We start from the raw sequence: 25,405 nt of genomic DNA on the forward strand, positions 1-25,405 counted from the left end.
ATCGGTCGTTCACCAGTTCTTGACGCACTGCCACCCGGGCGGGTTCCCGGACGGGCCGTCCCGGTGTACCAATTCTCGCCCAGCGGAGCGCCCGGTGTCACCGCCCCTGGGGATGATCTTGGTCGCATTCGGCGGGCCTAGCGTGGAGTCACCCGATCCCGGTACCGAGGAGCCGAAATGACCCGACGGCAGGATCCCGCCGCCCCGGCCGAGCTCGCCGAGCTGGCCGCCGAACTGACCGAGATGGCCGCCGCCGACCACGCGGCCGCCGACACCGCCCACAGCCCCGACCTCGCCGAGCAGCTGACCTGGCGACGGCTGACCGCCCGCCACGGCGAACGGCTGGCCCAGATCATGGACGAGTACGGCTGGCCCACCGCCGACCTGGTCGGTCCCGAGGCCGCCCGAGCCGCCTGGCTGGTCGCCCAGCACGCGGACCGCCGTGCGGACATCCAGCGGCGGGCCCTCGACCTGATGACCGAGGCCGTCCGGGGCGGCCGCGCGGGCGCCCGCGAGCTCGCCTTCCTGCGGGACCGGACCCTGGTCAACGAGGGCCGCCCGCAGGTCTACGGCACCCAGATCGGCGCGGTGGTGGACGGCGCGCCCGTCCCGTGGCCGTGCGAGCGGCCCGACCTGATGGACGAACTCCGCGCCGGGGTCGGCATCGAGCCCTTCGCCGTCCACACCGCCAGGCACGCTCCGCGCTAGCCGTCCCGTGGCGACCGGCCCCTCTTCCGCGAGCCTCGGGACCGTCAGAGCGTGGGCGGCGGCCCGTCCAGCGGCCGGCCGGCCACGCCGGGGCGGCGCTGCCAGGGGTGGGGGCCGCCGCTCGGGCGGTACTCGACCCCGAGCGCGTCCAGTCGGGCGTAGTGGGTCGTCATCCGCCGCTCGAAGCCGCCGAGATCGCGCTCGGCGGGCGCGGGCAGCGCGGACCACGCGACCTCGGCGAAGGCGGCGAGGCGTGGGAAGGCCCGGTAGTCCACGTCCCGCACGTCGTCCACGAACTCGGTCCACAGGTTCGCCTGAGTGCCGATCACGTGCCGGGCGGCCGCCCCGCCGTCGTCCAGCGCTGCCAGCTCCGGCGGCACCGGCTCGAACCGGTACACGTCGGCCGGCGTGCGGACGTACCCGATCGGGATCGGCTCGTCCGTACCCTCCGCCTGTCGGTGGTCGAGATAGACCTGCTGCTCAGGACAGATCACCACGTCGTGCCCCGCGATGGCGGCGGCCACCCCGCCCGCGTACCCGCGCCAGGACGACACCGCCGCGCGCGGTGCGGCCCCGCCCTCCAGGATCTCGTCCCAGCCGATCAGCCGGCGCCCGCGGTCGGCCAGCCAGCGGTCGAAGTGCCGGACGAACCAGCCCTGCAGCCCCTCCTCACCGACCAGCCCGAGCTCCCTGATCCGGGCCTGGGCCGCCGCACTGGCGCGCCACTGGTCCTTCGGGCACTCGTCCCCGCCGAGGTGGACGAACTCGGACGGGAAGATCTCCAGCAGTTCCTCCAGCACGCCCTCGAAGAAGCGCAGGGTCGCCTCGGAGGCGTTGAGCACGTTGGGGCTGACCCCCCAGTCGGTCCAGACGCCGAGCGCGGCGGTGTCCACCACATCGGTGTTGCCGAGCTCGGGGTAGGCGGCGATGGCCGCCTGGGAGTGGCCGGGGAGGTCGATCTCGGGGACGACGGTGATCTGCCGCCCGGCGGCGTACGCGACGATCTCGCGCAGGTCGTCCTGGCTGTAGTACCCGCCGTGCGGCCGGTCGTCCCGGCGCCCGCCGCTCCGGAACCCCACCATCGACCGCTCGCGCCAGGCGCCGACCTCCGTCAGTCGGGGGTACCGCCTGATCTCGGCCCGCCAGCCCTGGTCGTCGGTCAGGTGCAGGTGCAGGACGTTCAGCTTGTGCACGGCCATCAGGTCGAGGAAGCGCAGCACGTCCGCCTTGGGCAGGAAGCGCCGGGCGACGTCCAGCAGCACCCCGCGCCAGCCGAACCTGGGGGCGTCCTCGATCTCGCAGCCGGGCAGGGCCCAGCCGGTGCGGCGCAGCGGCGCCCGCCGGTAGGCGTCGGGGCCGAGCAGCTGGCGCAGCGACTGCGCGCCCCAGAACGCCCCGGCGGGGCCGCCCGCGGTGATGACGGCCCGCGGGCCGGCGACGGTGAGCCGGTACGCCTCCGGGGCGAGTCCGCCGTCCTGCCGCAGCTCGATGCCGTCGGCGGCACCGGGGGACCCCGGGTGCAGCGGCAGGCCGGTGGCGGCGGTGAGGGCGGCCCCGAGCCAGGAGCCGACGTCCGCCAGGGCGGCCTCGGCGGTCAGGGTGGTGGCGGGACCGAGCGGGAACTCCTCGGCGCTCCCGGTCCGGACAGCACGCAGCGGGGCAGGGACGAGATCCGCGATGACGTCGGCCATGCGGACCATCCTGCCCCGTCCGGTCCGATTGGTACAGACCAATCACCGGTCCCGCCGGCCATCGCGACCGCGGGCGGGACTACTGCTCGTCGCCGCCCTGCGGCTTGTCGATCCCGTCGAAGATCTCCTTGCACATCGGGCAGACCGGGTACTTCTTCGGGTCGCGCCCCGGCACCCAGACCTTGCCGCAGAGCGCGACCACGGGAGTGCCGGACAGGGCACTCTCCATGATCTTGTCCTTCTGGACGTAGTGGGCGAAGCGCTCGTGGTCGCCGTCCCCGTTGGACACCTGGGGGACGGGCTCGACCAGGGTGCCGGTGCCGAGGCCGCGCTCGGGCTCAAGAGTGCTCATAGGTGCCTAGTCTATGGGGGCGGCTCGGAACGCGGCCAGCTTCCCGGGGCCGGGTCAGTTCAGGGTCGGGTCGTCCGGGTACGTGGCGAGTATCGCCAGCGGGCCGCGCTGGCGGCGCAGCACCGAGCGCCAGAGCCGCTCGGGCTCCGGGCAGGAGATGTCGCCGGGTTCGGCGTCGACCAGGTGCCAGGCGCCCTCGGCGACCTCGTTCTCCAGCTGCCCCGGCGACCAGCCGGAGTATCCGGCGAAGACCCGCAGACCGCCCAGCTCCCCCGCCAGCACCTCGGGCGGCGCCTCCAGGTCGACCAGGCCGATCGCCCCGTGCACCCGCCGCCAGCCGAGCGGTTCGGCCTGCCCGGGCTCGCCGGGCACCACGGCGACCGCGAGCGCCGAGTCGAGCGCCACCGGACCGCCCTGGAAGACCACCGCGGGCCGGCCGGTCAGGTCCGCCCAGCCGTCCAGCACGCTGCCCACCTCGATCGGGGTCGGCCGGTTGAGCACGACGCCGAGCGCCCCCTGCGCGTCGTGGTCGAGGATCAGCACCACCGACCGGGCGAAGTTCGGGTCGGTCAGCAGGGGCGTCGCGACGAGGAGTCGGCCGGTGTGCGAGAGGGCCGGTGTCATGCCCACATGATCCCGCAGTCGGCGCCCCGGCGGGCGCCCAACACGAAAGCCCGTAACGTTGGCCGGACACCCGTACGGACCAACCCGGCCGCCATGCCGGGCCCGCAGAGGCCACGATCACCAATAGGGCGCAAGGGAACCAATCGCCCGGCCATTACCATCTACGTGGTGGTGGCCCCCTTGTCTCGATCGAGCCATGGTTGCCGCGCGCCTGCTGCCACCCGTACAGCGCCTCCGCAGGCCCCTGCCCCTTCCCATGGCATCCCGTGATTGCGAGAACGATGACCGACGACGTCCTGCTGGTCCACGGCGGTAACCCGCTTGAGGGCGAGATCCAGATCCGCGGCGCGAAGAACCTGGTCCCCAAGGCGATGGTCGCCGCGCTGCTCGGGCAGGGCCCCAGTCGACTGCGCAACGTCCCGGACATCCGGGACGTCAAGGTCGTACGCGGGCTGCTCCAGCTGCACGGTGTGACGGTGCGCACGGGCGACGAGGACGGCGAGCTCATCCTCGACCCCTCGCACGTGGAGAGTGCCAACGTCGCGGACATCGACGCGCACGCCGGCTCCTCGCGGATCCCGATCCTCTTCTGCGGCCCGCTGCTGCACCGCCTCGGCCACGCCTTCATCCCCGGCCTCGGCGGCTGCGACATCGGCGGCCGCCCGGTGGACTTCCACTTCGACGTGCTGCGCCAGTTCGGCGCCACCATCGAGAAGCACCCCCAGGGCACCTACCTGGTCGCCCCGCAGCGGCTGCACGGCACCAAGATCGAGCTGCCCTACCCCTCGGTCGGCGCGACCGAGCAGGTGCTGCTGACGGCGGTGCTCGCCGAGGGTGTCACCGAGCTGCGCAACGCCGCCATCGAGCCCGAGATCGTCGACCTGATCTGCGTGCTGCAGAAGATGGGCGCGATCATCTCGATGGGCACCGACCGCACCATCCTGATCACCGGTGTGGACGAGCTCGACGGCTACACCCACCGCGCGCTGCCGGACCGCCTGGAGGCCGCCTCCTGGGCCTGCGCCGCGCTGGCCACCAAGGGCGACATCTACATCCGGGGCGCCCGCCAGCTGGAGATGATGACCTTCCTCAACACCTTCCGCAAGGTCGGTGGCGCCTTCGAGGTGGACGACGAGGGCATCCGCTTCTGGCACCCGGGCGGCGAGCTCAAGGCGATCGCCCTGGAGACCGGCGTGCACCCCGGCTTCCAGACCGACTGGCAGCAGCCGCTGGTGGTCGCCCTGACCCAGGCCACCGGGCTGTCCATCGTGCACGAGACCGTGTACGAGTCGCGGCTCGGCTTCACCGGCGCGCTGAACCAGATGGGCGCGCACATCCAGCTCTACCGCGAGTGCCTGGGCGGCACCCCCTGCCGCTTCGGCGCCCGCAACTTCCAGCACTCCGCGGTGGTCTCCGGGCCGTCCAAGCTGATCGGCTCCGAGCTGGTCATCCCGGACCTGCGCGGCGGCTTCTCGTACCTGATCGCGGCGCTGGCGGCCGAGGGCACCTCGACCGTGCACGGCATCCAGCTGATCAACCGCGGCTACGAGAACTTCATGTCGAAGCTGCGCGACCTCGGCGCCCACGTCGAGCTGCCCGCGGAGCGGCTCGCCACGGTCTGACCGCAAGGGCCGGCAGACGACCGATGGCCGGTCTCCCCGAGGGGAGACCGGCCATCGGTCGTCTGCGCTGGACGCGGCTCCGAGGAGCCCGGCGTCACTTGCCCTTGGCGGCTTCCTTGAGCTTCGAACCAGCGCTGACCTTGGCGCTGTAGCCCGCCGGGATCTGGATCGGGTCACCGGTCTGCGGGTTACGGGCGGTACGGGCGGCACGGTGGGTGCGCTCGAAGGTCAGGAAGCCGGGGATGGTGACCTTCTCGTCACCCTTGGCAACAACCTCACCGACGACCTCGGCGAAGGCGGCCAGCACGGCGTCGGCGTCCTTGCGGGTCACCTCGGCACGGTCGGCCAGAGCGGCCACCAGCTCACTGCGGTTCATGTGTACTCCTGTGGTCTGTTCGCGTTGCGTGCGCGGGGGCCCCTTCGAACACCCTCCGGGGGTACCCGGCGGGCCGCTGGTCCGCGCACTGTGCTCGTTCAGGCGAGGGTTGGTCAGGGGTCGGGCTTGCACCCCGAAGCGCCTCAAACCGCACTGCCTGGGTACGAATCCTGCCCCGACCGGCACTGAGAAAGCCAATCGGGCTCCGGTGAGATTGACCCGAACAGCGCCCGCCGGACGGAGTTGTGACACTCCGTCGGCTCCGGTGGACCGGAGCGGGCGGCGGTCGGGACGACACGCCGGGATGCCGGTAGGGACGTTCCGTACTTGTCGGACACGCCGCCCCGTGCATGGCTACCGTACGCCCTGGCACCGACAAGCCCAAACACGCCCCTTCCCCTTGTGTCGCAAGGGGAAGGGGCGTGTGTGGGAGGGTATGGTGGCTATTCGCACATTTGACCGACTGCGCGACACGCCGAGCCCGACACTCCGGTCAGATCTTGATGGCCGGGAACGAGGTCGTGTCGAGCGTGCCGACGATGCCGGGGGTGGGCTTCGCCGGAGCGGGCTCCCCCTCGCGGGCCGCCAGCGCGGCCTCCCGGACGGCGGCGGCCACGGTCTTGGCCACGTCCGGGTGGAACACGCTCGGGATGATGTAGTTGGCGTTGAGCTGGTCGTCCGACACGGTGGTGGCCAGCGCCCGGGCGGCGGCGATCATCATGTCGGTGTTGACCGTCTTGCTCTGCGCGTCCAGCAGGCCGCGGAAGACACCCGGGAAGACCAGCACGTTGTTGATCTGGTTCGGGAAGTCGCTGCGGCCGGTGGCGACCACCGCGGCGGTCTGGCGGGCCACCCCCGGGTCGACCTCCGGGTCCGGGTTGGCCAGCGCGAAGACGATCGCGTTCTCGGCCATGGTGGCGATGTCGTCGCCGTCCAGCACGTTCGGGGCCGAGACGCCGATGAACACGTCCGCGTCCGCCACGGCCTCCTTGAGGCTGCCGGTGCGGCCCGAGCGGTTGGTGTGATCGGCGATCCAGCGCAGGCTCTCGTTGAGGTCGTCACGGCCGCCGTGCACCACGCCGCGGACGTCCGCCACGGTGGCGTGCTCGACACCGGCGGCCAGCAGCAGCTTGAGGATCGCGGTACCGGCGGCGCCGGCCCCCGACATCACCACCCGGATGTCGCCGATCTCCTTGCCGACCACCTTCAGCGCGTTGGTCAGCGCCGCCAGCACCACGATCGCGGTGCCGTGCTGGTCGTCGTGGAACACCGGGATGTCCAGGGCCTCGCGCAGCCGGGCCTCGATCTCGAAGCAGCGCGGGGCGGAGATGTCCTCCAGGTTGATGCCCGCGAAGCCCGGGGCGATCGCACGGACGATCTCGACGATCTGGTCGGCGTCCTGGGTGTCCAGGCAGATCGGCCAGGCGTCGATCCCCGCGAAGCGCTTGAACAGGGCCGCCTTGCCCTCCATCACCGGCAGCGCGGCCTGCGGGCCGATGTTGCCCAGGCCCAGCACGGCGGAGCCGTCGGTGACCACGGCGACGCTGTTGCGCTTGATGGTGAGGCGGCGGGCGTCCTCGGGGTTCTCGGCGATGGCCATGCAGACCCGGGCGACACCCGGGGTGTAGATCATCGAGAGGTCGTCACGGTTGCGGATCGGCAGCTTGGACGACATCTCGATCTTGCCGCCGAGGTGCATCAGGAAGGTGCGGTCCGAGACCTTGCCGATCGACACCCCGTCGATCGCCCGGAGCTTCTCGACGATCTCCTCGCCGTGCGCGACCGAGGAGGCCGCCACGGTCACGTCGATCCGCAGGGCCTCCAGGCCCGAGGCGGTCACGTCCAGACCCGTCACCGAGCCACCGGAGGACTCGACGGCGGTCGTGATCGAGCTCACGGCGTTGCCGGTGGCCGGGACCTCCAGACGCACCGTGATCGAGTTCGAGACACTTGGCACCGTCGCCATCGACGTCCTTCTTCCATCCACTGAGGGGGTTGGCAACAGGGACCCCGCTTCAACATTCTGTTGCAGTCGTGGCCCAGCGCATGCTAGACCTCGATCGTCGCACCTACCAGTGGGTAGTCAGAAATATCGGTCATTAATTGCACAGGCCCCACAACGGACCCTCCGGCCCCTGGCGCCGGACCGGGAAAATCTGCCACGGGCGGCTGGCCTTCCCCCGGTGATGCGTTACATTGGACGGGACACCGGCTCGATCCAAGCCCCCGGGCCCAACCTTCGTCGCTTCGAGCGACCACTTGCCGCGAGGCGAGCATGGCGGGTCGGTGTCGTCTACGTGATGGCGAAGGCCCCCACCACCGGTGGGGGCCTTCGTCGTTGTCGGCCCGTCAGCCGCAGCGTCGGCTCGTCGCCCGCGGCGGCTCGTCCGCCCGGCGGGCGGGTGCCTTCGGGTGGACGGGTGAACCGGCCCGCCAGGGGCGCCACAGGCTCGGCGGAACGCTCCCGGGACCCGGCGGGCCGGCCGCACCCCGGGAGCGGCCGGCAGGGGCGGTGCGAGGTGCTCCGGCGGGGCCGGGGCCGCGCCGTGTCCATCGGCACCGTGTCACCGCCCGGGCCCCCGCCGCGCGGCCCGCCACGCCCCTGCCGGCCTGCCCGTGCGGGCCGCGTCTCCCCCGCCCGGGGCCGCTCAGCCCTGGAGCAGGGCCGGGACCCCGTCCGAGTCCGGGAGGTCGTCCGGGCCGGAGAGCACGGTGAGCCGCTGGGTGGCCCGGGTCAGGGCGACGTACAGCACCCGCAGGCCCGCCTCCGACTCACCGGCGATCCCGGTCGGGTCGGCCACCACCGTGGCGTCGTACTCCAGGCCCTTGGCCTCCAGACTGCCCAGTGCCACCACCCGGTCGCCCAGGCCCTCGGTCCAGGCTGCTGCCTCGGCCCGGCGGTCCATCGGGACGACCACCGCGACCGTGCCGTCCACCTCGGCCAGCAGCCGGGTCAGCTCGGCCCTGGCGGCCGCGGCGAACGCCTCCGGGGCCGGGTCGTGCACGGCCGCGAAGCGCGGTGTGACCCCGGTCGAGCGCACCGCGCTCGGCGACGGCGTACCGGGCGCGGCCAGCGCCAGCACCTTGGCCGCGACCTCGGCGATCTCGGCCGGGTTGCGGTAGTTGACCGTCAGGGTGTGGCGGCGGCGCGGCTTTCCGGACAGCACCTCGTCCATCGCGCCCTGCGCCTCCTGCGGGTACGGCCAGGACGACTGCGCCGGGTCGCCGACGATCGTCCAGGTCGCCATCCGGGCGCGGCGGCCGATCATGCGCCACTGCATCGGGGTGAGGTCCTGCGCCTCGTCCACGATCACGTGGGCGTACTCGCGGCGCTCGACCGGCACGCGCTCCCGCTGGCGGGCGGTGCGGTCGGCGAAGGTGGTGACCTCCTCCAGCCCGGTCAGCAGGTCGACCGCGTCCACCTCGCGCACCTTCGGGCGGGCCGGCTCGCCGAGCAGCAGCTGCAGCTCGTCGACCAGCGCCACGTCGTGGGCGGAGAGCGCGCCCTCGCCCCGGTCGCCCAGGTGGCGCCAGGAGGCGGCGAGCAGCCTGGCCTCGTCCGGGGTGACGGCGCGGCGGGCGATCCGGTTGGTGTGCCGGGTGTGCTTGAGCGTGGCCAGCACCCCGCGCGGGGTCAGCGCGGGCCACCAGGCCTCCAGGAAGTCCAGGAAGGACGCCTCGTCCGAGACGTACTCGTCGAAGGCCTCCTTCTCCTCCTGGCGCTGCTCGCGGCCGTAGTGGTCGGTGGGCTTGGGCAGGTCGCGGGTGGCCTCCAGCCAGAGCGCGTCCAGCAGCAGACGGCGGGCGCGCGGGCGCAGCAGGTTGAGCGGGGTGCCTCCGCTGCCGATCACATTGCCGCGCACCGCCTTGAGGCGCCCGGCGTCCAGCCGCAGCACCTCGCCCCGGGCGAGGACCTTCAGCTCGGTGGGCGTGTTCAGTTCCACCGCGGCGCGGGCCGCCCGGCGCAGCAGCTGCACCATCCGGGCCGAGCCCTTGACGTGGGCGGCCTCGGGGGTGTCGTACCGCTCCGCCTCGATGCCGTCCACCAGGCTGCCGACCGCGCGGATCGCCACCTGGCCCTCCTCGCCGAGGGAGGGCAGCACGCCTTCGGTGTAGGAGACCAGCAGCGGGGTCGGGCTGACCACCAGGATGCCGCCGGCGTAGCGGCGGCGGTCCTGGTAGAGCAGGAAGGCGGCACGGTGCAGGGCGACGGCGGTCTTGCCGGTGCCGGGACCGCCGGTGACCAGGGTGGCCCCGGCCGCGGCGGCGCGGATGACCTCGTCCTGCTCCTTCTGGATGGAGGAGACGATGTCACGCATCGAGTGGCTGCGGGCGCGTCCGAGCGAGGCCATCAGCGCACCGTCGCCGACCACGGCCAGCTCACGGCCGTCCAGGGTGGGGGTGAGGTCGGGGCGCAGCAGGTCGTCCTCGACGCCGATCACCTTGCGCCCCTTGGATCGGATCACCCGGCGGCGGATCACCCGGCCGGGCTCGACCGGGGTGGCGCGGTAGAACGGCGCGGCGGCGGGGGCCCGCCAGTCGATCACCAGGGGGCCGTACTCGGCGTCCAGCACACCGAGGCGGCCGATGTGCAGGGTCTCCGCGACGGCCGGGTCGGCCGGGTCCATCGGAGTCTGCGACGGGATGCCGTGCTCCTCGGGCGCGTCGGCCTGCTGGAGGTCGATCCGGCCGAACAGGAAGTCCTCGAACTCGCTGTTGAGGCGGTGCAGGTGGGCCCCGGCCCGGTAGACCTGGGCGTCACGTTCGGCGAGGGCGCCGGGCGTGCCGACCTGGACCCGCTTGGCGGCGTCCTCCAGGATGTACTCGGCCTCGGCCAGCTTCTCCTCGAGACGGTGGTAGACGGTGTCGAGGTGGCGCTGCTCCTCGGCGATCTCGCGGTCGCGGACGGTGTCGCCGTCGCTGTCGAGGGTGCCGGTGGTGGTCGCGGCGGTGGATTCGGCGGTGCTGGTGCTGTGCATGGCGGTGCTGTGCATGGCCTCGGTGGTTGCGGCGGTGAACTGCTGGGCTGAGCCGTGCGCGCCCAAAGAGCCCCCTGAGGTGCGTCTGCGGGTGATGGATCGCCGCTCTTCGGGAGAGAAGGCGGACGGATGATCCTACGCCAGGCCACCCCGCAACGGGATATGCCTCGGAGGCGCAATCGATCACGCTCCCGGGTGCGACCGGACACCCGGGCCGCCGCGCCGGACCCTGCTCGACCACGGCGTGCGCGAGGTGGCGGTGCCCGGAAACACGAGAGCCGCCCTCCGGTGACGGAGGACGGCTCATGTGCACATGGGATGGTGGAGATGCCGGGAATCGAACCCGGGTCCAGTGGAGTGGATTCAGGGCTTCTCCGAGCGCAGTCCGCTGTGATTTTCTCGGCCCTGGCGGTCACGCGGACAAGCCGCCAACAGGCCCAGCTGCTGTTTGATTTCCCCGCCTCCCCCGCAGCCCGGGAGGAGGGTTGAGTTCCCTAGATTATGCCAGGATCCGGGTCGGGAACGCCCCGGGCTGACACCCATTCACTGTCGCTGATCAGGCAGCGAGAGCGAACTGCTGGGAATCGCGCTTAGAGTTGGCGATTATTTTTTTGCGACAGATGGTTAACGAGATCATTGCCGCGTTCCTCGGCTCGCTTCCCCTGTTTCGACTTCCCCTGTCGAAACCGATCATCCCCATGTTTTGTTGAGAAACAGCTCCGCGGGAGCGGACCCCTGCGGTGTTGCTTGGGCCATGGTACGCGCAGCGACCGGCAGGGGTCCAGCTCATTAAGGCGGGGGGTGGCCGGCCCCTAGGGCAGGGCCGGGGCGGGCTCCGGCTTGGCGGCGGTGGCCGGGCGGGAGCCCGGGGTGCCGACCTGCTGGGCGAGCAGCGAGAAGTCGTGCTCGAAGCCGGTGGCGGCGAACTGCCAGACGTGCTTGCCGGGCAGCACGGTGGTGTGGACCAGGTAGCCGGCCTTGTGCAGGGCGGGTTCCAGCTGCTGCTTCATCTGGGTCGTCTGCCGGGTCTCCTGGTCGCCGGCCATCAGCATCCCGGTGACGCCCTTGGGGTACTTCGCGTGGTGCGCGAGCACGGTCATCGGGTCGTTGGCGGCCCACGCCTCGGCGTCACCGCCGTACAGCTTGGCGATGGTCTGCTCCTTGTTGCCGGTGTTCGGCCCGAGGTCGCCGGAGATGTCGAGGAAGTGCGCGAAGACCTCCGGGTGGGTCACCGCCATGGTGAGGGCGCAGGTGCCGCCCATGGACCAGCCGGCCACGCCCCACTTGCGCGGGTCGGTGGCGGTGCCGAAGGTGCTCTCGACGTACGGCGGCACGTCCTTGATCAGGTGGTCCTGGGCGTTCCCGGCCGGGCCGTTGGCGCACTCGGTGTCCACCTTGAAGCCACCGCTGGGGTCCACGAAGACCAGCACCGGCGCGAAGCCCTTGTGCTTCTTGGCGTAGGCGTCGGCGGTGTGCGTCGCGTTTCCGATCCGCACCCAGTTGTCGGGGGCGGAGAACTCGCCGCCGATCATCTCCACCACCGGCAGCTTGGGCCGGGTCTTGCTGCGGAACCAGGCCGGGGGCAGATAGACCAGCTCCTGGCGGTGGGTGAAGTTGCTCGCCGTGGACGGGATGTCCACCGTGACGATCCGGCCGGTGCTGGTCTTGCCGGTGATGCTCTTCGCCTCGTCCACCGTGATCTGGCTCGGCAGCGGCTGGTTGGTCAGCTCCCCGATGGCGTCGCCGACGGTCGGGTAGTAGCCCGTCTCCTGGTTGATCACGTTCGCGCCGGTGGCGACCGCGAGCAGGACGGCCACCGGCACCGACGCGCGCTGCAACCAGCGTCCGCCGCGCCAGCCGACGACGAGGACCGCCAGCGCCATGACCGCGACGCCCAGCCAGACCCACAGGCTGAACGGCAACGGATCGGTGATCCCGGACAGGTTGATCACGCCGAGGGCCACCGCCGCCGTCAGCAGCACGGTCACGCCGAGTGCCACGGGCAGTCGGCGCAGCCGCCAGCGGGAGTCGCGCCAGCCGATCGCCGCCAGCAGCGCCAGCGCGGCCACGACCTTCATCGCGACCGGGAGCCAGCCTTGAAGCAGGGAGACATTCACCGGGCGATCGTACTTACGATCCGCTGCGGCTCTGACCGGCAGGTGGCCTTGGGACGAAACTGCGACAGTCCCGCGACGTGTCAGCGTTGACGGCGGCGGGCCGCGGCGACCGCGCGGTCGGTCTCACGGCGGTCCTGCTTCTCGCGCAGCGTCTGGCGCTTGTCGTACAGCTTCTTACCGACGGCCAGCGCCAGTTCCAGCTTGACCCGGCCGTCCTTGAAATAGAGGGAGAGCGGCACCAGGGTGTGGCCGGTCTCCTTCGCCTTGGACTCGATCTTCCGGATCTCGATCTTGTGCAGCAGCAGCTTGCGCTTGCGGCGGGCGGCGTGGTTCGTCCACGTTCCCTGGGTGTACTCGGGAATGAAGACGTTGTCGATCCACGCCTCGTGCCCCTGGATGTACGCGTAGCCGTCCACCAGATTGGCACGACCCTCGCGCAGCGACTTCACCTCGGTACCGGTGAGCACCAGGCCGCACTCGTAGGTGTCGAGGATCGTGTACTCGTGCCGCGCCCGCTTGTTCTGGGCGATGAGCTTCTGTCCCTTTTCCTTTGCCATAGCGCCGATATTCTCGCACCTCGCGGCGCCTGTCGGCAGCCCCTTTCTCTCCGCCGGACAGACGTCGGGGCCGGATGCGTCCCGGTCAGCCCCGGCCCAGCCCGGAGAGGACGGTGTCGGCCAGTGCCAGCGCGTCCTGCGGGGTGCCGCCGACGGGCAGCGGGACGTCGGGGGTCAGGCCGGTGCCGTCCGGGGTGCGGCCGGCGGGGGTGTGGTACCGGCCGACGGTCACTTCCAGGACCGAGCCGTCGGCGAGGCGGCTGGGCTGCTGGACCGTGCCCTTGCCGAAGGTGCGGGCGCCGACCAGCACCGCCCGGCAGCGGTCCTGCAGGGCGCCCGCGAGCAGTTCGGCGGCGCTCATGGTGCCGCCGTCGACCAGGACCACCAGCGGGGTGGCGGTGTCGCCGCCCCTGGCCGCGGTCAGTTCGCGCCGCTCGCCCCGCGAGTCGTACCAGGCCACCGGGCCCCCGTCGAGGAAGACCGAGGCGGTCCCGACCGCCTCCTCGACCAGGCCCCCGGAGTTGCCGCGCAGGTCGAGCACCACACCGCGGGCGCCCTGGACCGCGGCCCGCACCTGTTCGGCGACACCGTCGGTGAAGCCCCGGACGGCGACCCGCACCACTCCGGGGCGCGGGTGCTCCACCGCCACCTCCTGCGCCGCCAGCAGCCTTCGGTGGAGCACCAGTTCCCGTACCGGGCCGCCCTGGTGCCGCACGCCGAGCGTGACGGTGGAGCCCGCCCGGCCCCCGCCCCCGGCCCGGCCGCGCAGCCGGGCCACCACCTCGGTGACCGGCAGCCGGTCGGTCGGCACGCCGTCGACGGACAGCAGCAGGTCACCCGCCGCGATCCCGGCCTGCTCGGCGGGCCCGGCGGGCTGCACCCGGGAGACGGCGGTGCCGCCGTCCTGCGCCCGTCCGACCGTCAGGCCCACTCCGGGATAGCGGCCCTGGGTGAAGTCCCGGTACTCCTCCGGGCTGTAGTACGCGGCCCACGGATCACCGCCCGCGACGGCGTACTGCTCGGCCTGCCGCGGGGTCAGGTCCGCCGGACCGCGCGCGCCGTCCGCCGAGGGCGGCCGGGGCGGCACGGGCGACTCGCCCCAGGCACCGGTGGCCGCGCCCGCCAGCAGCACGGCGCCGAACACCAGGGTGAGTGCGGCATCCTGCCGTAGCCCGCTCGGTGTCCGCATGGCACCGGAGTCTAGGGCGTGTCAGACACAGAGCGGCCCCGGAACGGCACAGTGCCGTTCCGGGGCCGCGACTGACGCCGGATCAGACCTTCAGGTACTTCCGCAGGGTGATGAAGGCCGCGATACCGGCCATACCCATACCGACCACGACCAGCAGCGGGATCACGGTCAGCACCGAGGAGAGCCCGATGAAGGTGATGAACTGAACCCGCTGGGCCAGGAAGTTCTGCACGAAGAAGTGTCCGGCCAGCAGCAGCCCGGACGCCATGATGGCCCCCAGCAGCGCGGCGAACGCGGCCTCGGCGATGAACGGCATCTGGACGTAGAAGTTCGACGCACCGACCAGGCGCATGATCCCGGTCTCGCGCCGCCGGCTGAAGGCCGACACCCGGACCGTGTTGACGATCAGCAGCAGCGCCACGAAGAGCATCAGCACCATGATCACGAAGGCCGCGGTCTGGAGGCCGTTCAGCAGACCGAACAGGTTCTCCAGGATCTTGCGCTGGTCCTCGACCGACTTGACGCCCGGCTTGCCCGCGAAGGCGCTCTGCACGACGTCGTACTTCTCCGGGTCGTTCAGCTTCACCCGCCAGGACGGCGGCATCGCGTCCGCGCCGACCGCGGCGAGCAGCGGGTTGTTCGGGTTGGTGTCCTTCCAGCGCTTGTACGCCTCCGCCGAGCTCTCGAAGGTGGACGACTTCACCAGCGGCATCTTGTCCAGCTGCGTCTTGACGTCCTGGATCTGCTGGTCGGTGGCGGCACCGGCCGAGCACTGGGCGGAGGTCTTGGCTTCGGACTTGGTGCAGAAGTAGATGCTCACCTCGACCTTGTCGTACCAGTAACCCTTCATCGAGTTGACCTGGTCCCTGACCAGGAGGCTGGCACCGGCGAGGGCGAGCGAGAGCGCGACACTGACGACGACCGCGATGGTCATCGTCAGGTTGCGGCGGAGACCGACACCGATCTCCGACAGGACGAACTGGGCGCGCATGCTTTTCTCACTCCAGGGTCAGTGCGGGTGGGCGACGTGGCGGGCGGTGCGTCTCAGTGCTGGTAGCCGTAGACGCCGCGGGCCTGGTCGCGGACCAGCAGCCCCTTGTCGAGCTCGATCACCCGCTTGCGCATCTGGTCGACGATGGCCTGGTCGTGAGTGGCCATCAGGACCGTCGTCCCGGTGCGGTTGATCCGGTCCAGCAGCTTCATGATGCCGACCGAGTTCTGCGGGTCGAGGTTGCCCGTGGGCTCGTCCGCGATCAGCAGCATCGGACGGTTGACGAAGGCCCGGGCGATCGCCACGCGCTGCTGCTCACCACCGGAGAGCTCGCCGGGCATCCGGTCCTCCTTGCCGCCGAGGCCGACCAGGTCGAGCACCTCGGGCACCACCTTGTTGATGGCGCTGCGCGGCTTGCCGATGACCTCGAGGGCGAAGCCGACGTTCTGCGCCACGGTCTTGTTCGGCAGCAGGCGGAAGTCCTGGAAGATCGTGCCCAGTTGGCGCCGCATGTGCGGCACCTTCCAGTTGGAGAGCTTGCCGAGGTCCTTGCCCAGCACGTGCACCGCGCCGGTGCTCGGGCGCTCCTCGCGCAGGCACAGTCTCAGGAAGGTGGACTTGCCCGACCCCGAGGAGCCGACCAGGAAGACGAACTCGCCCTTCTCGATCTCTAGCGAGACGTCCGACAGGGCGGGACGGTTCTGCTTGGGATAGGTCTTGGAGACGTTGTCGAATCTGATCACGGCTGCATCACGGGGGCCATCCTAGGTGGAACGGCAACCGGCTCGGCCAAACCTCCGTGACCCGATCGTTAGACTCGGGGCCGGAGGGCGCGCCCCGCGGCGCCGTTCCTCGGTCGGCAGGAGCGGCCGTCTGCCCCTCCTTCAGCCTGGGACCATACGCGACCGGTGTGAGGACTCGCAGTTTCCACCCGCGAGCGTGAGGGGAATGTCGGATTTTGCCCCGAAAATTGCGAGCGATTTCACAGCCCACGGGCCGTACTGTGCGAAACCTGGCACAGTGGAGAGGAGTGCCGATCGGCGGCTCCGCCGCGGAGGAACCGAAGCCGCGTCCGGTGCGTTGGCTTAGCAGCAAGGAGGAGATCGCATGACCTGCGACCATCTGGTGTGCGCCAACTGCAACGGCCGCGTGAGCGAGGGCCGCTGCCCGGTGTGCCGTGCCAACCGCGCCCGGCTCCAGCAGGAGCAGAGCCCGTTCGCCGCACTGACCCCCGCCACCCTGATCGCGCTGCTGATCGGGCTGCTGGCGGTGGCGCTGCTCGCCCGGCAGGCGCTGGCCTAGGACCGGCCCGGCGGAGTCCGCAGCCACCCGATCACGCAGTAGGGCCCCCGGTCACCCGGGGGCCCTACTGTCAGGTCTCGGTCGGCGCCAGGTCCTGGACCGACCGGCGGTCTCAGCTCGCGGCGGTCTCGCGCTGCTTGCGCCACCGGATGCCGGCCTCGATGAAGCCGTCGATGTCGCCGTCCAGCACGGCCTGCGGGTTGCCGACCTCGAACTCGGTGCGCAGGTCCTTGACCATCTGGTACGGGTGCAGGACGTAGGAGCGCATCTGGTTGCCCCAGGAGCTGCCGCCGTCCTTGAGCGCGTCCATCGCGGCCTTCTCCTCCTGGCGGCGCCGCTCCAGCAGCTTGGCCTGGAGCACGTTCATCGCGGAGGCCTTGTTCTGGATCTGCGAGCGCTCGTTCTGGCAGGAGACCACGATGCCGGTCGGCAGGTGGGTGATCCGGACCGCCGAGTCGGTGGTGTTGACGCCCTGGCCGCCGGGGCCGGAGGCGCGGTACACGTCCACCCGCAGGTCGCCCTCGTCGATGTCGACGTGGTCGCTCTGCTCCACGACCGGGAGGACCTCGACACCGGCGAAGGAGGTCTGGCGGCGGCCCTGGTTGTCGAAGGGCGAGATGCGCACCAGGCGGTGGGTGCCCTGCTCGACCGAGAGGGTGCCGTAGGCGTACGGGGACTTCACGGTGAAGGTGGCGGACTTGATGCCGGCCTCCTCCGCGTACGAGGTGTCGTAGACCTCGGTCGAGTAGCCGTGCCGCTCGGCCCAGCGCAGGTACATGCGCATCAGCTGCTCGGCGAAGTCGGCGGCGTCCACGCCACCGGCCTCGGCGCGGATGTTGACCAGGGCCTCACGGGCGTCGTACTCGCCGGACAGGAGGGTGCGGACCTCCAGCTCCTCGACCGCCTTCTTGACGGCCACCAGCTCGTTCTCGGCCTCGGCGCGGGTGTCCGCGTCGTCCTCGGACTCGGCCAGCTCGAACAGGACGGCCAGATCGTCGACGCGGCCGCGCAGGGTCTGCACCTTGCGCAGCTCCCCCTGCAGGAAGGAGAGCCGGCTGGTGACCTTCTGCGCGTTCACGACGTCGTCCCACAGGTCGGGGGCGGCTGCCTCCTCCTCCAGGCGTGCGATGTCGGCCCGGATCTTGTCCAGGTCGAGGACGGCCTCGATCGACCCCATGGTCGACTCGAGGTTCTTGAGCTCTTCGGAAGGATCGACGGCTGCCACGTAACCAAGACTAATGGCTCCGCGGGCAAGCTCGGCTACAACGGGAGGTTCAAGGGCTCGCCGAGGGGGTTCCGGGCCGTCGGAACGCTCCCCGCCGGGCTCACCGCGCCGGCCCTTCCGCCCTCCCGGCCACCAACGTGCCCCCCGCCGCCGGCGAAGGCGGCGTAGGCCGCCGCCGCTCCCGCCACCAGCAGCACCACCGCGATCAGCACCGCGATCGTCCGGCGGCGCCGCACCAGGGCACGGCGGCCCTTGCGCTGGGCGCCCGCGGCGCTGCCGCGCTGGGCGTCGGACTCGGCCGCGTAGGAGGCGAGCTCGTTCGGCGAGGGCCGGCGCAGGCTGGTGTGGGTGTCCCGGGTGGAGTCCGGGGACGGGCCGGGGACCAGCGGCACGGCGGGGCCGCGCCGGCGCCGGTGGGCACCGGGACCCGCGTCGACCTCGGCGTAGACCGCCTCACCGGGGGTGAGGGTCTCCTCCGCGGGCGGCTTGCCCTGGGCCGGGACGGCCAGCGGCGGCAGCTCGCCCAGCGCGGGGAGCTGCGCGCGCAGCCGCTCGGCCAGCTCCGCGGCGCGCAGCCGGGAGGCCGGGGCCTTGGCCAGGCACTCGGCGATGATCCGCCAGAGGCCGTCCGGCATCCCGGGGACGGGCGGCACCGACTCGGTGACGTGCCGGCGCAGTACCGCCCCGGTGTGCCCCCCGCCGAACGGGGTGAAGCCCGCCAGCACCTCGTACAGCACGGTGGCCAGGGCGTAGATGTCGACGGCGGCCCGGGGCTCCAGGCCCTCGATGATCTCGGGGGCGAGGTAGTCGGGGGTGCCGATGATCCGGGTGGCACGGGTGCGGCGCGGGGCGTCGACCAGGCGGGCGATGCCGAAGTCGGTGAGCTTGGCGCGCGGGGCGCCGCCGGGCCCGGGCGGGGCGGCGAGGTCCAGCAGCACGTTCTCCGGCTTGACGTCGCGGTGGACGATCCCGGCCGCGTGGGCGGCCGCCAGCCCGTCCGCCACGTCGGCGATCACCGAGACGGCGTGCTGCGGGGTGAGGACGCCGTCGCGCTCCAGCCGGGTGCGCAGGTCGGTGCCCTGCACCAGTTCCATCACCAGGGCGAGATCGCTGCCGTCCACCACCATGTCGTGCACGCCGACCACCCGGGGGTGGTCCAGGCTGGTGAGGGCGGCCCGCTCCTGGACGAAGCGGCCGACGAGTACCTGATCGGATGCCAGGTCCTCGCGCAGCAGCTTCACTGCGACCGGCCCGTCCGGTCCCTCGCCGAGCCAGACGGTCCCTGCGGACCCCCGGCCGATCACCTGGTGGACGGTGTACCTGCTGCCGATCTTGCGTGCCAATGCTGCTCCGTGGGCTCGGTAGGTCGGTGCTCAGCGACCAACCTACGCGCCCCGGAGCCCTCCGGGAGACGCCGGGAGGGCTCCGGCGGACACCGGTTGACGACAGATCACGTGAATTGTCGACATGCCGACAGAGTCGCGAACCGCCGGGGAATCGACTAGTTCGTGAACCTGGTGATCCAGCCGGCCACGGTCTCGTACCAGCCGTGCACGGTGTCCCAGTAGTGCGGAAGCGGGGTGAAGTTCCACAGCGCCACCCCGGCCACGACGAGGATCAGCAGCACCATCAGACAGCCCTTGAGGCAGCCCAGGCCGGGGATGTACATCCGGTTCGGGCTGCGGCGGCGCGGCTCACGCGACTCACGCCGGGGCTCGCGCTCCCGGGGCTCGGGCTCGCGCGGCCGGGGGGCCGGCGGCTCGGCCCGGCGCGGCGGCTCAGGCTCGGCGCGCCGGGCCGGCCTGGGCGCGGGCGCGGGGGCCTGCGCGGGCTGGGGAGCGGGCGCCGGGTAGCCCTGCGGGGACCTGGGCTGCTGGTACGGCTGCGGCGGCTGGTAGCCCTGCGGGTACGGCTGCCGCCCCCCGTACGGCTGCCCGCCGGGGCCGCCCTGGCCCGCGCGGTAGGGCGGCGGGGCGACCGGCGGACGCTCCGCGTAGCCGGGGCGCTGCTGCCCCCGCGGGGGGCCGTACGGCGGCTGCTGCGCCGGGCGGGGCGCCTGGTACGGAGGCGGTGCCACCTGCGGGGCGGCCAGTTCCGCGGGGTCGAGATAGCCGATCTCGGTCCGCTGGTTGCGGTCGCGGGCGGCCCGCAGCTGGGTCTGCCACGGGTGCGGCGCCTCGGCCTGCGGCGGGGTGCCGGGCCCGGCCGGGGGCACCGGCGGCATTACGGCGGTCCGGTCCGCGGGCGGGCCGGGCCGGGTGCCCATCAGCTGGGTGCGGTCCTCGGTACCCGGTTGGGTGCCCATCAGCTGCGTACGGTCCTCGGCACCCGGCTGGGCGCCCATCACCTGGGTGCGGTCCTGCGCCCCGAACTGCTGCGGCGCCCCGCCGAAGAGCTGGGTGGCGGCCGCCGGGTCGTAGCCGGCCGCGTTGGAGGGCAGCACCTGGGTCGGGGCCGCCTCGTCGAGGCCGGGCGAGGCGGGCGCCGCGACCGACAGCGGGTCGGGCAGCAGCAGGGCGCCGACCTCGATCGCCGCGTCCACGGCGGCCGGCGAGGAGTGCACCCCGATCCCGGCGGCGACCACCCGCAGGGCCTTGGCCAGCGAGACCGCGCTGGGGCGCTCGGCCGGGTTCTTGCGCAGGCAGCGCTCGATCACCGTCCAGAGCGGCTCGGGCATGGTGCGCGGACGCTGCGGCTCCTCGCGCAGGTGCGCGGCCAGGATCGCCACCGGGCTGTCGCCCTCGAACGGCGGACGGCCGGTGACCAGCTCGTACAGCATGATCCCGGCGCCGTAGACGTCCACCGCGGCGGTCTGCGGCCGGCCGTCGGCGGACTCCGGGGCGACGTACGCGGGCGTGCCGACGAACTCGTGGCTGCGGGTGATGCCCGGGGAGTCTGCGAGCCGGGCGATGCCGAAGTCGGTGAGCATCGGGTGCATCTGCTCGGCGCCGTCCACGGCGACGGTGGCGAGCAGCACGTTGGCCGGCTTGAGGTCCCGGTGGACGATGCCGTCCAGGTGGCTGGCGGCCAGCGCGTCGGCGACCTGGGCCATCAGCAGCGCGCCCGCGACCGGGCTGAACGGCCCGTTGGCCCGCAGGTAGCGGAACAGGTCCGGACCCTCCACCAGGTCCATCACCAGCGCCAGCAGCTCACCCTCGACCACCAGGTCGCGGACCCGGACGATGTTCGGGTGGGTGAGCCGCAGCAGCACCGAGCGTTCGCGCAGGAAGCGCATCACCACGTCCGGGTCGGCCGCCAGCTCCTCGCGCAGTATCTTGATCGCGACCGGCCGGCCGGGTTCGATCCCGGGTACCGCGGCGTCCTCCCGCACCTGGGCGCGCCACACGGTGCCGGTGGCCCCGCGCCCGAGGGTCTCCTCAAGCAGATACTTGCTGCCGACTGGCCGCACCTGTGACTCTCCCTCCGCGCCCTCCATCGGCCGAGGAGGGGGCCCGTTCGCGACGGGCTGAGGGCCCGTGTTTTCGGCAACTCTAACGGTGACCGCGCGGCTTTCCGAGGCAGCCGCCTGGCCGCGCCGCCGACCGGGCGCGGCGGGCCTCAGGGGTCTCCCCTAAGGGGCGGAACGAGGGCGGGTTGACCTGACTGCCCGTCGGCTCCACCATGGCGATCATCGCAAGATCGTCAAATCCGGTACCGGGCGCGCACTGTCCCTCCCTGGTGGCAGGATGGCATGCGCCACGCGTGTGACGGCAGGCGAGGGTACGGCCCCGGCCGGGCGCCGGCCGGTCGATCTTTCGCTGACGGCCACCACCCAGAGGCGCGGGGCTCTGGACAGTGCCCGGCTGATCACGTGCCCGAGGTCGACCGGCAGGGCCTAGACGAGCAGAAGGGACCGGGCGAGATGCAGATCCGGCTGACCGTCCTCCGACCCCGCAGCGGCTCGGCCGCCGCCGGATCCACCACCGACGTCCTGGTCACCGCCCCCGAGGGCACGGCGCTCGGCGCCGTATCCGGTGCCCTCGCGGGCGCCGTGGGCGTACGCGGCCCGCGCTCCGCCACCCATGTGCACCTGTACGCGGGCGTCCAGCGCCTCGACGACCAGGCGCCGCTCGGCCACCCCCCGCTGCTGGACGGCGCCGTCCTCTCCCTGAACGAGCCCGACCCCGACGCCGACGAGCCCGCCGACGGCGCCCTGCCCGAACTGCGGATCGTCGGCGGCCCGGACGCCGGCGGCGTGCACCGGCTGCACGGCGAGGAGATCCGGGTCGGCCGCTCCAGCCAGGCCGACGTACCGCTCGACGACCCCGACGTCTCCCGGCTGCACCTCGCCCTGCACCTCTCCCCCGACGGCCGGGTGACGGTCCGTGACCTGGGCTCGACCAACGGCACCACGGTGGACGGACGGTTCCTCCGCGGCGCCGCCGCCGACCTGTCCGAGGGCGGGCTGGTCCGCCTCGGCGAGTCCACCCTCCAGGTCGCCCGGCCCGACTTCGGCGGCCACCCGGGTCTAGGGGAGAACTCAGGGTCCGCCCGGCAGGCCGTGCCGGACGGGCAGGGCCGCCTCCGGCTCGCCCCCGCACCGCCCGCCAGGCCGCTTCCCGCCGAGCCGCCGGCGCCCGAGGCCCCCGAGGCGCCGTCCCCCGGCGGGCGCGCCCGGGCGCTGCTCTCCCGCACGCTCGGGCGCCCCGCCGCGCCCGAGCCGCCGCCCAGCGCCGCCAGGCAGCACGCTGCCGCCCGGCTGTGGCAGACCGCCGCCCAGCGCGAGCGCTGGCCCGACCCGGCCCGGCTGCTGCTCACCGCGCTCGGCACCGGCCCCCGGCTCTGGGAGCGCGGCCCGTCCCACCCCGACGCGCTCACCCTCCGGCTCGGCACCGCCGACCGGCCCGGCGGCGCCGGCACCGCTCCCGGCACCCTGCTGCCCGCCGTCCCGGTCACCGTGGACCTGCGCGGCACCGGAGGCCTGGGCCTGACCGGGCCGCGTACCCGGCTGCTCGGCCTGGCCCGCGCGGCCGTCGCCCAGCTCGCCGCCCTGCACCCGCCGAGCGCCCTGAGCCTGGTGCTGGTCAGCGCGGACGAGGCCGCGGCCGCCGACTGGTCCTGGGCGCTGTGGCTGCCGCATCTGCGGCCCGCCCACGGGCAGGACTGCCGGCTGCTGGTCGGCTTCGGCCCCGAGCAGACCGAGGCCCGCCTCGCCGAACTCACCGCCCGCACCGGCCCGGACCCCACCACCGCACCGCCCGCCACCGTCCTGCTGGTGGACGGCGACCCCGGAAGCCCCGCCGCCCGCCACGCCCTGGAACTGCTGCTCGCCCGGCGCCGGGCGGTCTTCCCGCTCTGCCTCGCAGAGCACCCCGGCGAGCTGCCGCTCGGCCTCGGCGCCACCGCCCACATCACCGGCGAGGTCGCCACCCAGCTCACCGTCGACCGCCCCGCCGACGGAGGCCGCGAGGTGGTCGAGGAGGTCTCGCTGGACGCCGTCTCCGCCGCCTGGGCCGAGCGGCTCGCCCGGGTCCTCGCCCCGCTCAGCGAGGCCTCCCCCGCCAGCCGGGGCCCGCTGCCGGACGCGCTGCGCCTGCTCGACCTGCTGCGGCTGGACACCGTCACCCCCGCCAAGCTCTCGGCCCGCTGGGACGCCCTGCCCGCCAGCCCGGGCACCGCCACCGCCCTGCTCGGCACCACCCGCGACGACCACTGCACCATCGACCTCGCCGACCCCGACCTGGCCGGTCCACTGCCCTTCGCCGGCGGTGAGGCGACCGGGCCGCACCTGCTCGTCGGCGGTGCGAAGGGCTCGGGCAAGACCGAGCTGCTGCGTACGCTGATCGCCTCGCTCGCCGTCTCCGAGCGGCCCGAGCGACTGCGGATCACGGTCGTCGAGGGACGCGGCTCGACGGGCCCGGACGATCCGTCCAGCCTGCGCAGCTGCACCGACCTGCCGCATGTGACCGAGCACCTGGACGCCGCCGCCGAGCCCCGGCAGGCCCTGCTCACCGCCGAGTGGCTGCTGGACGAGCTGGACCGGCGCGAGGCGGTCCTCGGCGAGCTCGACTTCACCTCCTGGCACACCACCCGCGCCCTCGGCGGCACGCCGGGCGCCGCCCTGGTCACGGCGGGCGGCGTCAGTCCCGCCGCCCTGGCCGGCGCCGGCACCGCCGGCGTCCGGGCGTCCGGGCCTCGCACCGGGGCGGATGTCCGGCCACCGGCACCCGCCCGGCTGGTCGTGGTGGTGGACGACTACGACGCGCTGCTCGCCCCCACCTCTCCCGCCGGACGGCCGCTGGCCCGCGCGCTGGCGGCCGTCGCCCGGCGCGGCGGGCGACTCGGAGTGCACCTCGCGGTCAGCACCGGCTCACCCGAGGAGACCGCCGGCACGGAGGTGGACGAGGCGGCGCGGCTGCGGATCGCCCTGCGGACGGCCGACCCGGCCGACTCCGACCTGCTGATCCACCTCCCGGACGCCGCCGCCCTCCCCGAGACCACCCCCGGCCGGGGCTACCTGAGGCGGCCCGACGGCGGGGTGACCGCCTTCCAGGCCGCCCGGGTCAGCGGGCGCATCCCGCGCACCGCGACCCTCCGGCCGACCGTCGTCGCCATCGACCCCGCCCAGCTCGGCGCGCCGCCGACCCGCCGACCGGTCCGCGAGCTGGGCAACGGCCCCACCGACCTCGCCCTCCTCGCCAGCGCCCTCCAGCGCGCCGCCACCGCTCCCTGAGAGGGTGTTCGATAGGGGATTCCCCCCAACTGTCCGGCTTTGGTTCTTGCGGCGCGGACTCGGTTCCAGGATCTCGTGGCGGCCGGGTCCGTGTCCGCGATATTGATCAACTGTGACGGAACGACGCCGGTATCCCTCGGACCTGAAGGACGATCAGTGGGAGCTCATCGAGCCCATGCTGCTGGAGTGGCGACGCACCCGCGCCGAAGGACGTGAGCCCACGACCGGGCTGCGCGAGGTGGTCAACGCGATCCTCTACGTCGCGCGGACCGGCATCGCATGGCGCTACCTTCCGCACGACTTCCCACCCCACACCACCGTCTACGGCTACTTCAAGGAATGGGAACGAGACGGCACCACCGAGCGGATCCACGACACACTCCGTGACCAGCTCCGGGCGAAGAAGGGCCGCCGCATCCTGCCCAGCGCCGCGATCATCGACGCCCAGTCCGTGAAAGCCTCACCGAACGCCCCGGCCGACAGCCAGGGCTACGACGGCGGCAAGCGGGTCAAGGGCCGCAAGCGCCACATAGCCACCGACACCCTCGGCCTGCTCCTGGTTTTGATCGTCACCGCCGCCGGCGTCCAGGACTCCGCCGGCGGCAAGCAGGTCCTGGACACCCTCGCCGCCCAGTGGCCCACCGTGACCAAAGCGTGGGTGGACGCCGGCTACAACAACGCCGTCGTCAAGCACGGCGCCGCACTCGACATCGACGTCGAGGTCGTGGCCCGGGACAAGGAGCAGAAAGGCTTCGTCGTCCAGCCGATCCGCTGGCGCGTGGAGCAGACCTTCGGGATCATGTCCCGGTACCGGCGGCTCCACCGTGACTACGAGGAACTGCCGGACCGGTCACGCTCGATGATCCAGTGGGCCATGGTGAACTCCATGACCGACCGCCTGACCGCCAGCCCGGACAGAACCGGGCAATACCTCCGTCCGAAACCGCCTGCGGCAGCCTAAATCGGTATCGAACACCCTCTGAGGGGCCCGAGAGCACC

General features: G+C 72.7%; 19 protein-coding genes and 1 other RNA gene. 5 read left to right on the forward strand and 15 right to left on the reverse strand.

Annotated elements, in window-relative coordinates; translation table 11 throughout:
- Positions 1-177: 177 nt before the first annotated feature.
- The gene (locus ACSMTC_RS13870; protein ID WP_436559995.1) at positions 178-708 is read left to right on the forward strand and encodes a DUF6624 domain-containing protein; all 531 of its coding nucleotides are present in this window, start codon (positions 178-180) and stop codon (positions 706-708) included.
- 44 nt (positions 709-752) lie between these two features.
- Here the strand turns inward: ACSMTC_RS13870 and ACSMTC_RS13875 are convergent, their stop codons facing one another.
- From ACSMTC_RS13875 to ACSMTC_RS13885, 3 genes are all read right to left on the reverse strand, one after another.
- Complete coding sequence (locus tag ACSMTC_RS13875; RefSeq protein WP_436559996.1) at positions 753-2,399, reverse strand: beta-N-acetylhexosaminidase; 1,647 nt, start codon at positions 2,397-2,399, stop codon at positions 753-755.
- 79 nt (positions 2,400-2,478) lie between these two features.
- Positions 2,479-2,751, reverse strand: a complete 273-nt coding sequence (locus tag ACSMTC_RS13880; protein ID WP_436559997.1) for a DUF3039 domain-containing protein — start codon at positions 2,749-2,751, stop codon at positions 2,479-2,481.
- A 54-nt stretch (positions 2,752-2,805) separates the two neighbouring features.
- Complete coding sequence (locus tag ACSMTC_RS13885) at positions 2,806-3,375, reverse strand: YqgE/AlgH family protein (RefSeq protein ID WP_436559998.1); 570 nt, start codon at positions 3,373-3,375, stop codon at positions 2,806-2,808.
- 281 nt (positions 3,376-3,656) lie between these two features.
- Here ACSMTC_RS13885 and murA point away from each other — a divergent pair, with 281 nt between their 5' ends.
- Positions 3,657-4,997 carry a UDP-N-acetylglucosamine 1-carboxyvinyltransferase gene (gene murA / locus ACSMTC_RS13890; RefSeq protein ID WP_436559999.1) on the forward strand — a complete coding sequence of 447 codons (1,341 nt, stop codon included), beginning with the start codon at positions 3,657-3,659 and terminating at the stop codon, positions 4,995-4,997.
- A 94-nt stretch (positions 4,998-5,091) separates the two neighbouring features.
- Here the strand turns inward: murA and ACSMTC_RS13895 are convergent, their stop codons facing one another.
- The 9 genes from ACSMTC_RS13895 to ftsE form a co-directional block, all read right to left on the reverse strand.
- Entirely contained in the window at positions 5,092-5,373 is a 282-nt protein-coding gene (locus ACSMTC_RS13895) for an HU family DNA-binding protein (RefSeq protein WP_045303480.1), read from the reverse strand.
- Between the two features lie 493 nt (positions 5,374-5,866).
- Positions 5,867-7,339: an NAD-dependent malic enzyme gene (locus ACSMTC_RS13900; RefSeq protein ID WP_436560000.1), complete on the reverse strand. Its 1,473-nt coding sequence runs from the start codon at positions 7,337-7,339 to the stop codon at positions 5,867-5,869.
- A 682-nt stretch (positions 7,340-8,021) separates the two neighbouring features.
- Complete coding sequence (locus ACSMTC_RS13905; protein ID WP_436560001.1) at positions 8,022-10,367, reverse strand: HelD family protein; 2,346 nt, start codon at positions 10,365-10,367, stop codon at positions 8,022-8,024.
- Positions 10,368-10,671: 304 nt separating this feature from the next.
- Positions 10,672-11,050, reverse strand: a transfer-messenger RNA (tmRNA) gene (gene ssrA / locus ACSMTC_RS13910).
- 114 nt (positions 11,051-11,164) lie between these two features.
- Complete coding sequence (locus ACSMTC_RS13915; protein WP_436560002.1) at positions 11,165-12,469, reverse strand: alpha/beta hydrolase; 1,305 nt, start codon at positions 12,467-12,469, stop codon at positions 11,165-11,167.
- Positions 12,470-12,549: 80 nt separating this feature from the next.
- Positions 12,550-13,026 carry an SsrA-binding protein SmpB gene (gene smpB / locus ACSMTC_RS13920; RefSeq protein WP_436560003.1) on the reverse strand — a complete coding sequence of 159 codons (477 nt, stop codon included), beginning with the start codon at positions 13,024-13,026 and terminating at the stop codon, positions 12,550-12,552.
- 85 nt (positions 13,027-13,111) lie between these two features.
- Positions 13,112-14,215, reverse strand: coding sequence for a S41 family peptidase (locus tag ACSMTC_RS13925; protein ID WP_436560004.1), 1,104 nt, complete (start codon positions 14,213-14,215; stop codon positions 13,112-13,114).
- Positions 14,216-14,297: 82 nt separating this feature from the next.
- Positions 14,298-15,206 carry a permease-like cell division protein FtsX gene (ftsX, locus tag ACSMTC_RS13930; protein WP_436560005.1) on the reverse strand — a complete coding sequence of 303 codons (909 nt, stop codon included), beginning with the start codon at positions 15,204-15,206 and terminating at the stop codon, positions 14,298-14,300.
- Between the two features lie 53 nt (positions 15,207-15,259).
- Positions 15,260-15,949, reverse strand: a complete 690-nt coding sequence (gene ftsE, locus ACSMTC_RS13935; RefSeq protein ID WP_436560006.1) for a cell division ATP-binding protein FtsE — start codon at positions 15,947-15,949, stop codon at positions 15,260-15,262.
- A gap of 364 nt (positions 15,950-16,313) precedes the next feature.
- Here ftsE and ACSMTC_RS13940 point away from each other — a divergent pair, with 364 nt between their 5' ends.
- A complete protein-coding gene (locus ACSMTC_RS13940; RefSeq protein WP_436560007.1) occupies positions 16,314-16,508 on the forward strand; it encodes a hypothetical protein in 195 nt (64 codons plus the stop codon).
- Between the two features lie 112 nt (positions 16,509-16,620).
- Here ACSMTC_RS13940 and prfB read toward each other — a convergent pair whose 3' ends face one another.
- The 3 genes from prfB to ACSMTC_RS13955 all read right to left on the reverse strand — a co-directional run bounded on the left by prfB (position 16,621) and on the right by ACSMTC_RS13955 (position 21,142).
- A complete protein-coding gene (gene prfB, locus ACSMTC_RS13945) occupies positions 16,621-17,733 on the reverse strand; it encodes a peptide chain release factor 2 (protein ID WP_436560008.1) in 1,113 nt (370 codons plus the stop codon).
- A gap of 35 nt (positions 17,734-17,768) precedes the next feature.
- On the reverse strand, positions 17,769-19,076 hold the full coding sequence (locus ACSMTC_RS13950) for a serine/threonine-protein kinase (RefSeq protein WP_436560009.1): 1,308 nt from the start codon (positions 19,074-19,076) through the stop codon (positions 17,769-17,771).
- Positions 19,077-19,234: 158 nt separating this feature from the next.
- Complete coding sequence (locus tag ACSMTC_RS13955) at positions 19,235-21,142, reverse strand: serine/threonine-protein kinase (RefSeq protein ID WP_436560010.1); 1,908 nt, start codon at positions 21,140-21,142, stop codon at positions 19,235-19,237.
- A gap of 402 nt (positions 21,143-21,544) precedes the next feature.
- Between ACSMTC_RS13955 and ACSMTC_RS13960 the strand changes: the two genes are divergently transcribed.
- Together ACSMTC_RS13960 and ACSMTC_RS13965 are read left to right on the forward strand one after the other, a co-directional pair.
- On the forward strand, positions 21,545-24,406 hold the full coding sequence (locus tag ACSMTC_RS13960) for an FtsK/SpoIIIE domain-containing protein (RefSeq protein ID WP_436560011.1): 2,862 nt from the start codon (positions 21,545-21,547) through the stop codon (positions 24,404-24,406).
- Between the two features lie 112 nt (positions 24,407-24,518).
- Positions 24,519-25,367: an IS5 family transposase gene (locus tag ACSMTC_RS13965; protein WP_436557617.1), complete on the forward strand. Its 849-nt coding sequence runs from the start codon at positions 24,519-24,521 to the stop codon at positions 25,365-25,367.
- Positions 25,368-25,405 lie beyond the last annotated feature (38 nt).

The sequence above is a fragment of the Kitasatospora sp. HPM-01-4 genome (assembly GCF_051374625.1).
Lineage (GTDB): Bacteria > Actinomycetota > Actinomycetes > Streptomycetales > Streptomycetaceae > Kitasatospora.

Excerpts from the sequence above, each read along its gene's own strand:
- ACSMTC_RS13885 (WP_436559998.1), bottom strand. The coding sequence starts at position 3,375 with ATGACACCGGCCCTCTCGCACACCGGCCGACTCCTCGTCGCGACGCCC.
- ACSMTC_RS13905 (WP_436560001.1), bottom strand. The coding sequence starts at position 10,367 with ATGCACAGCACCGCCATGCACAGCACCAGCACCGCCGAATCCACCGCC.
- ACSMTC_RS13870 (WP_436559995.1), top strand. The coding sequence starts at position 178 with ATGACCCGACGGCAGGATCCCGCCGCCCCGGCCGAGCTCGCCGAGCTG.
- ACSMTC_RS13925 (WP_436560004.1), bottom strand. The coding sequence starts at position 14,215 with ATGCGGACACCGAGCGGGCTACGGCAGGATGCCGCACTCACCCTGGTG.
- ACSMTC_RS13940 (WP_436560007.1), top strand. The coding sequence starts at position 16,314 with ATGACCTGCGACCATCTGGTGTGCGCCAACTGCAACGGCCGCGTGAGC.
- ACSMTC_RS13880 (WP_436559997.1), bottom strand. The coding sequence starts at position 2,751 with ATGAGCACTCTTGAGCCCGAGCGCGGCCTCGGCACCGGCACCCTGGTC.
- ftsX (WP_436560005.1), bottom strand. The coding sequence starts at position 15,206 with ATGCGCGCCCAGTTCGTCCTGTCGGAGATCGGTGTCGGTCTCCGCCGC.
- ACSMTC_RS13900 (WP_436560000.1), bottom strand. The coding sequence starts at position 7,339 with ATGGCGACGGTGCCAAGTGTCTCGAACTCGATCACGGTGCGTCTGGAG.
- smpB (WP_436560003.1), bottom strand. The coding sequence starts at position 13,026 with ATGGCAAAGGAAAAGGGACAGAAGCTCATCGCCCAGAACAAGCGGGCG.
- murA (WP_436559999.1), top strand. The coding sequence starts at position 3,657 with ATGACCGACGACGTCCTGCTGGTCCACGGCGGTAACCCGCTTGAGGGC.
- ACSMTC_RS13875 (WP_436559996.1), bottom strand. The coding sequence starts at position 2,399 with ATGGCCGACGTCATCGCGGATCTCGTCCCTGCCCCGCTGCGTGCTGTC.
- ACSMTC_RS13895 (WP_045303480.1), bottom strand. The coding sequence starts at position 5,373 with ATGAACCGCAGTGAGCTGGTGGCCGCTCTGGCCGACCGTGCCGAGGTG.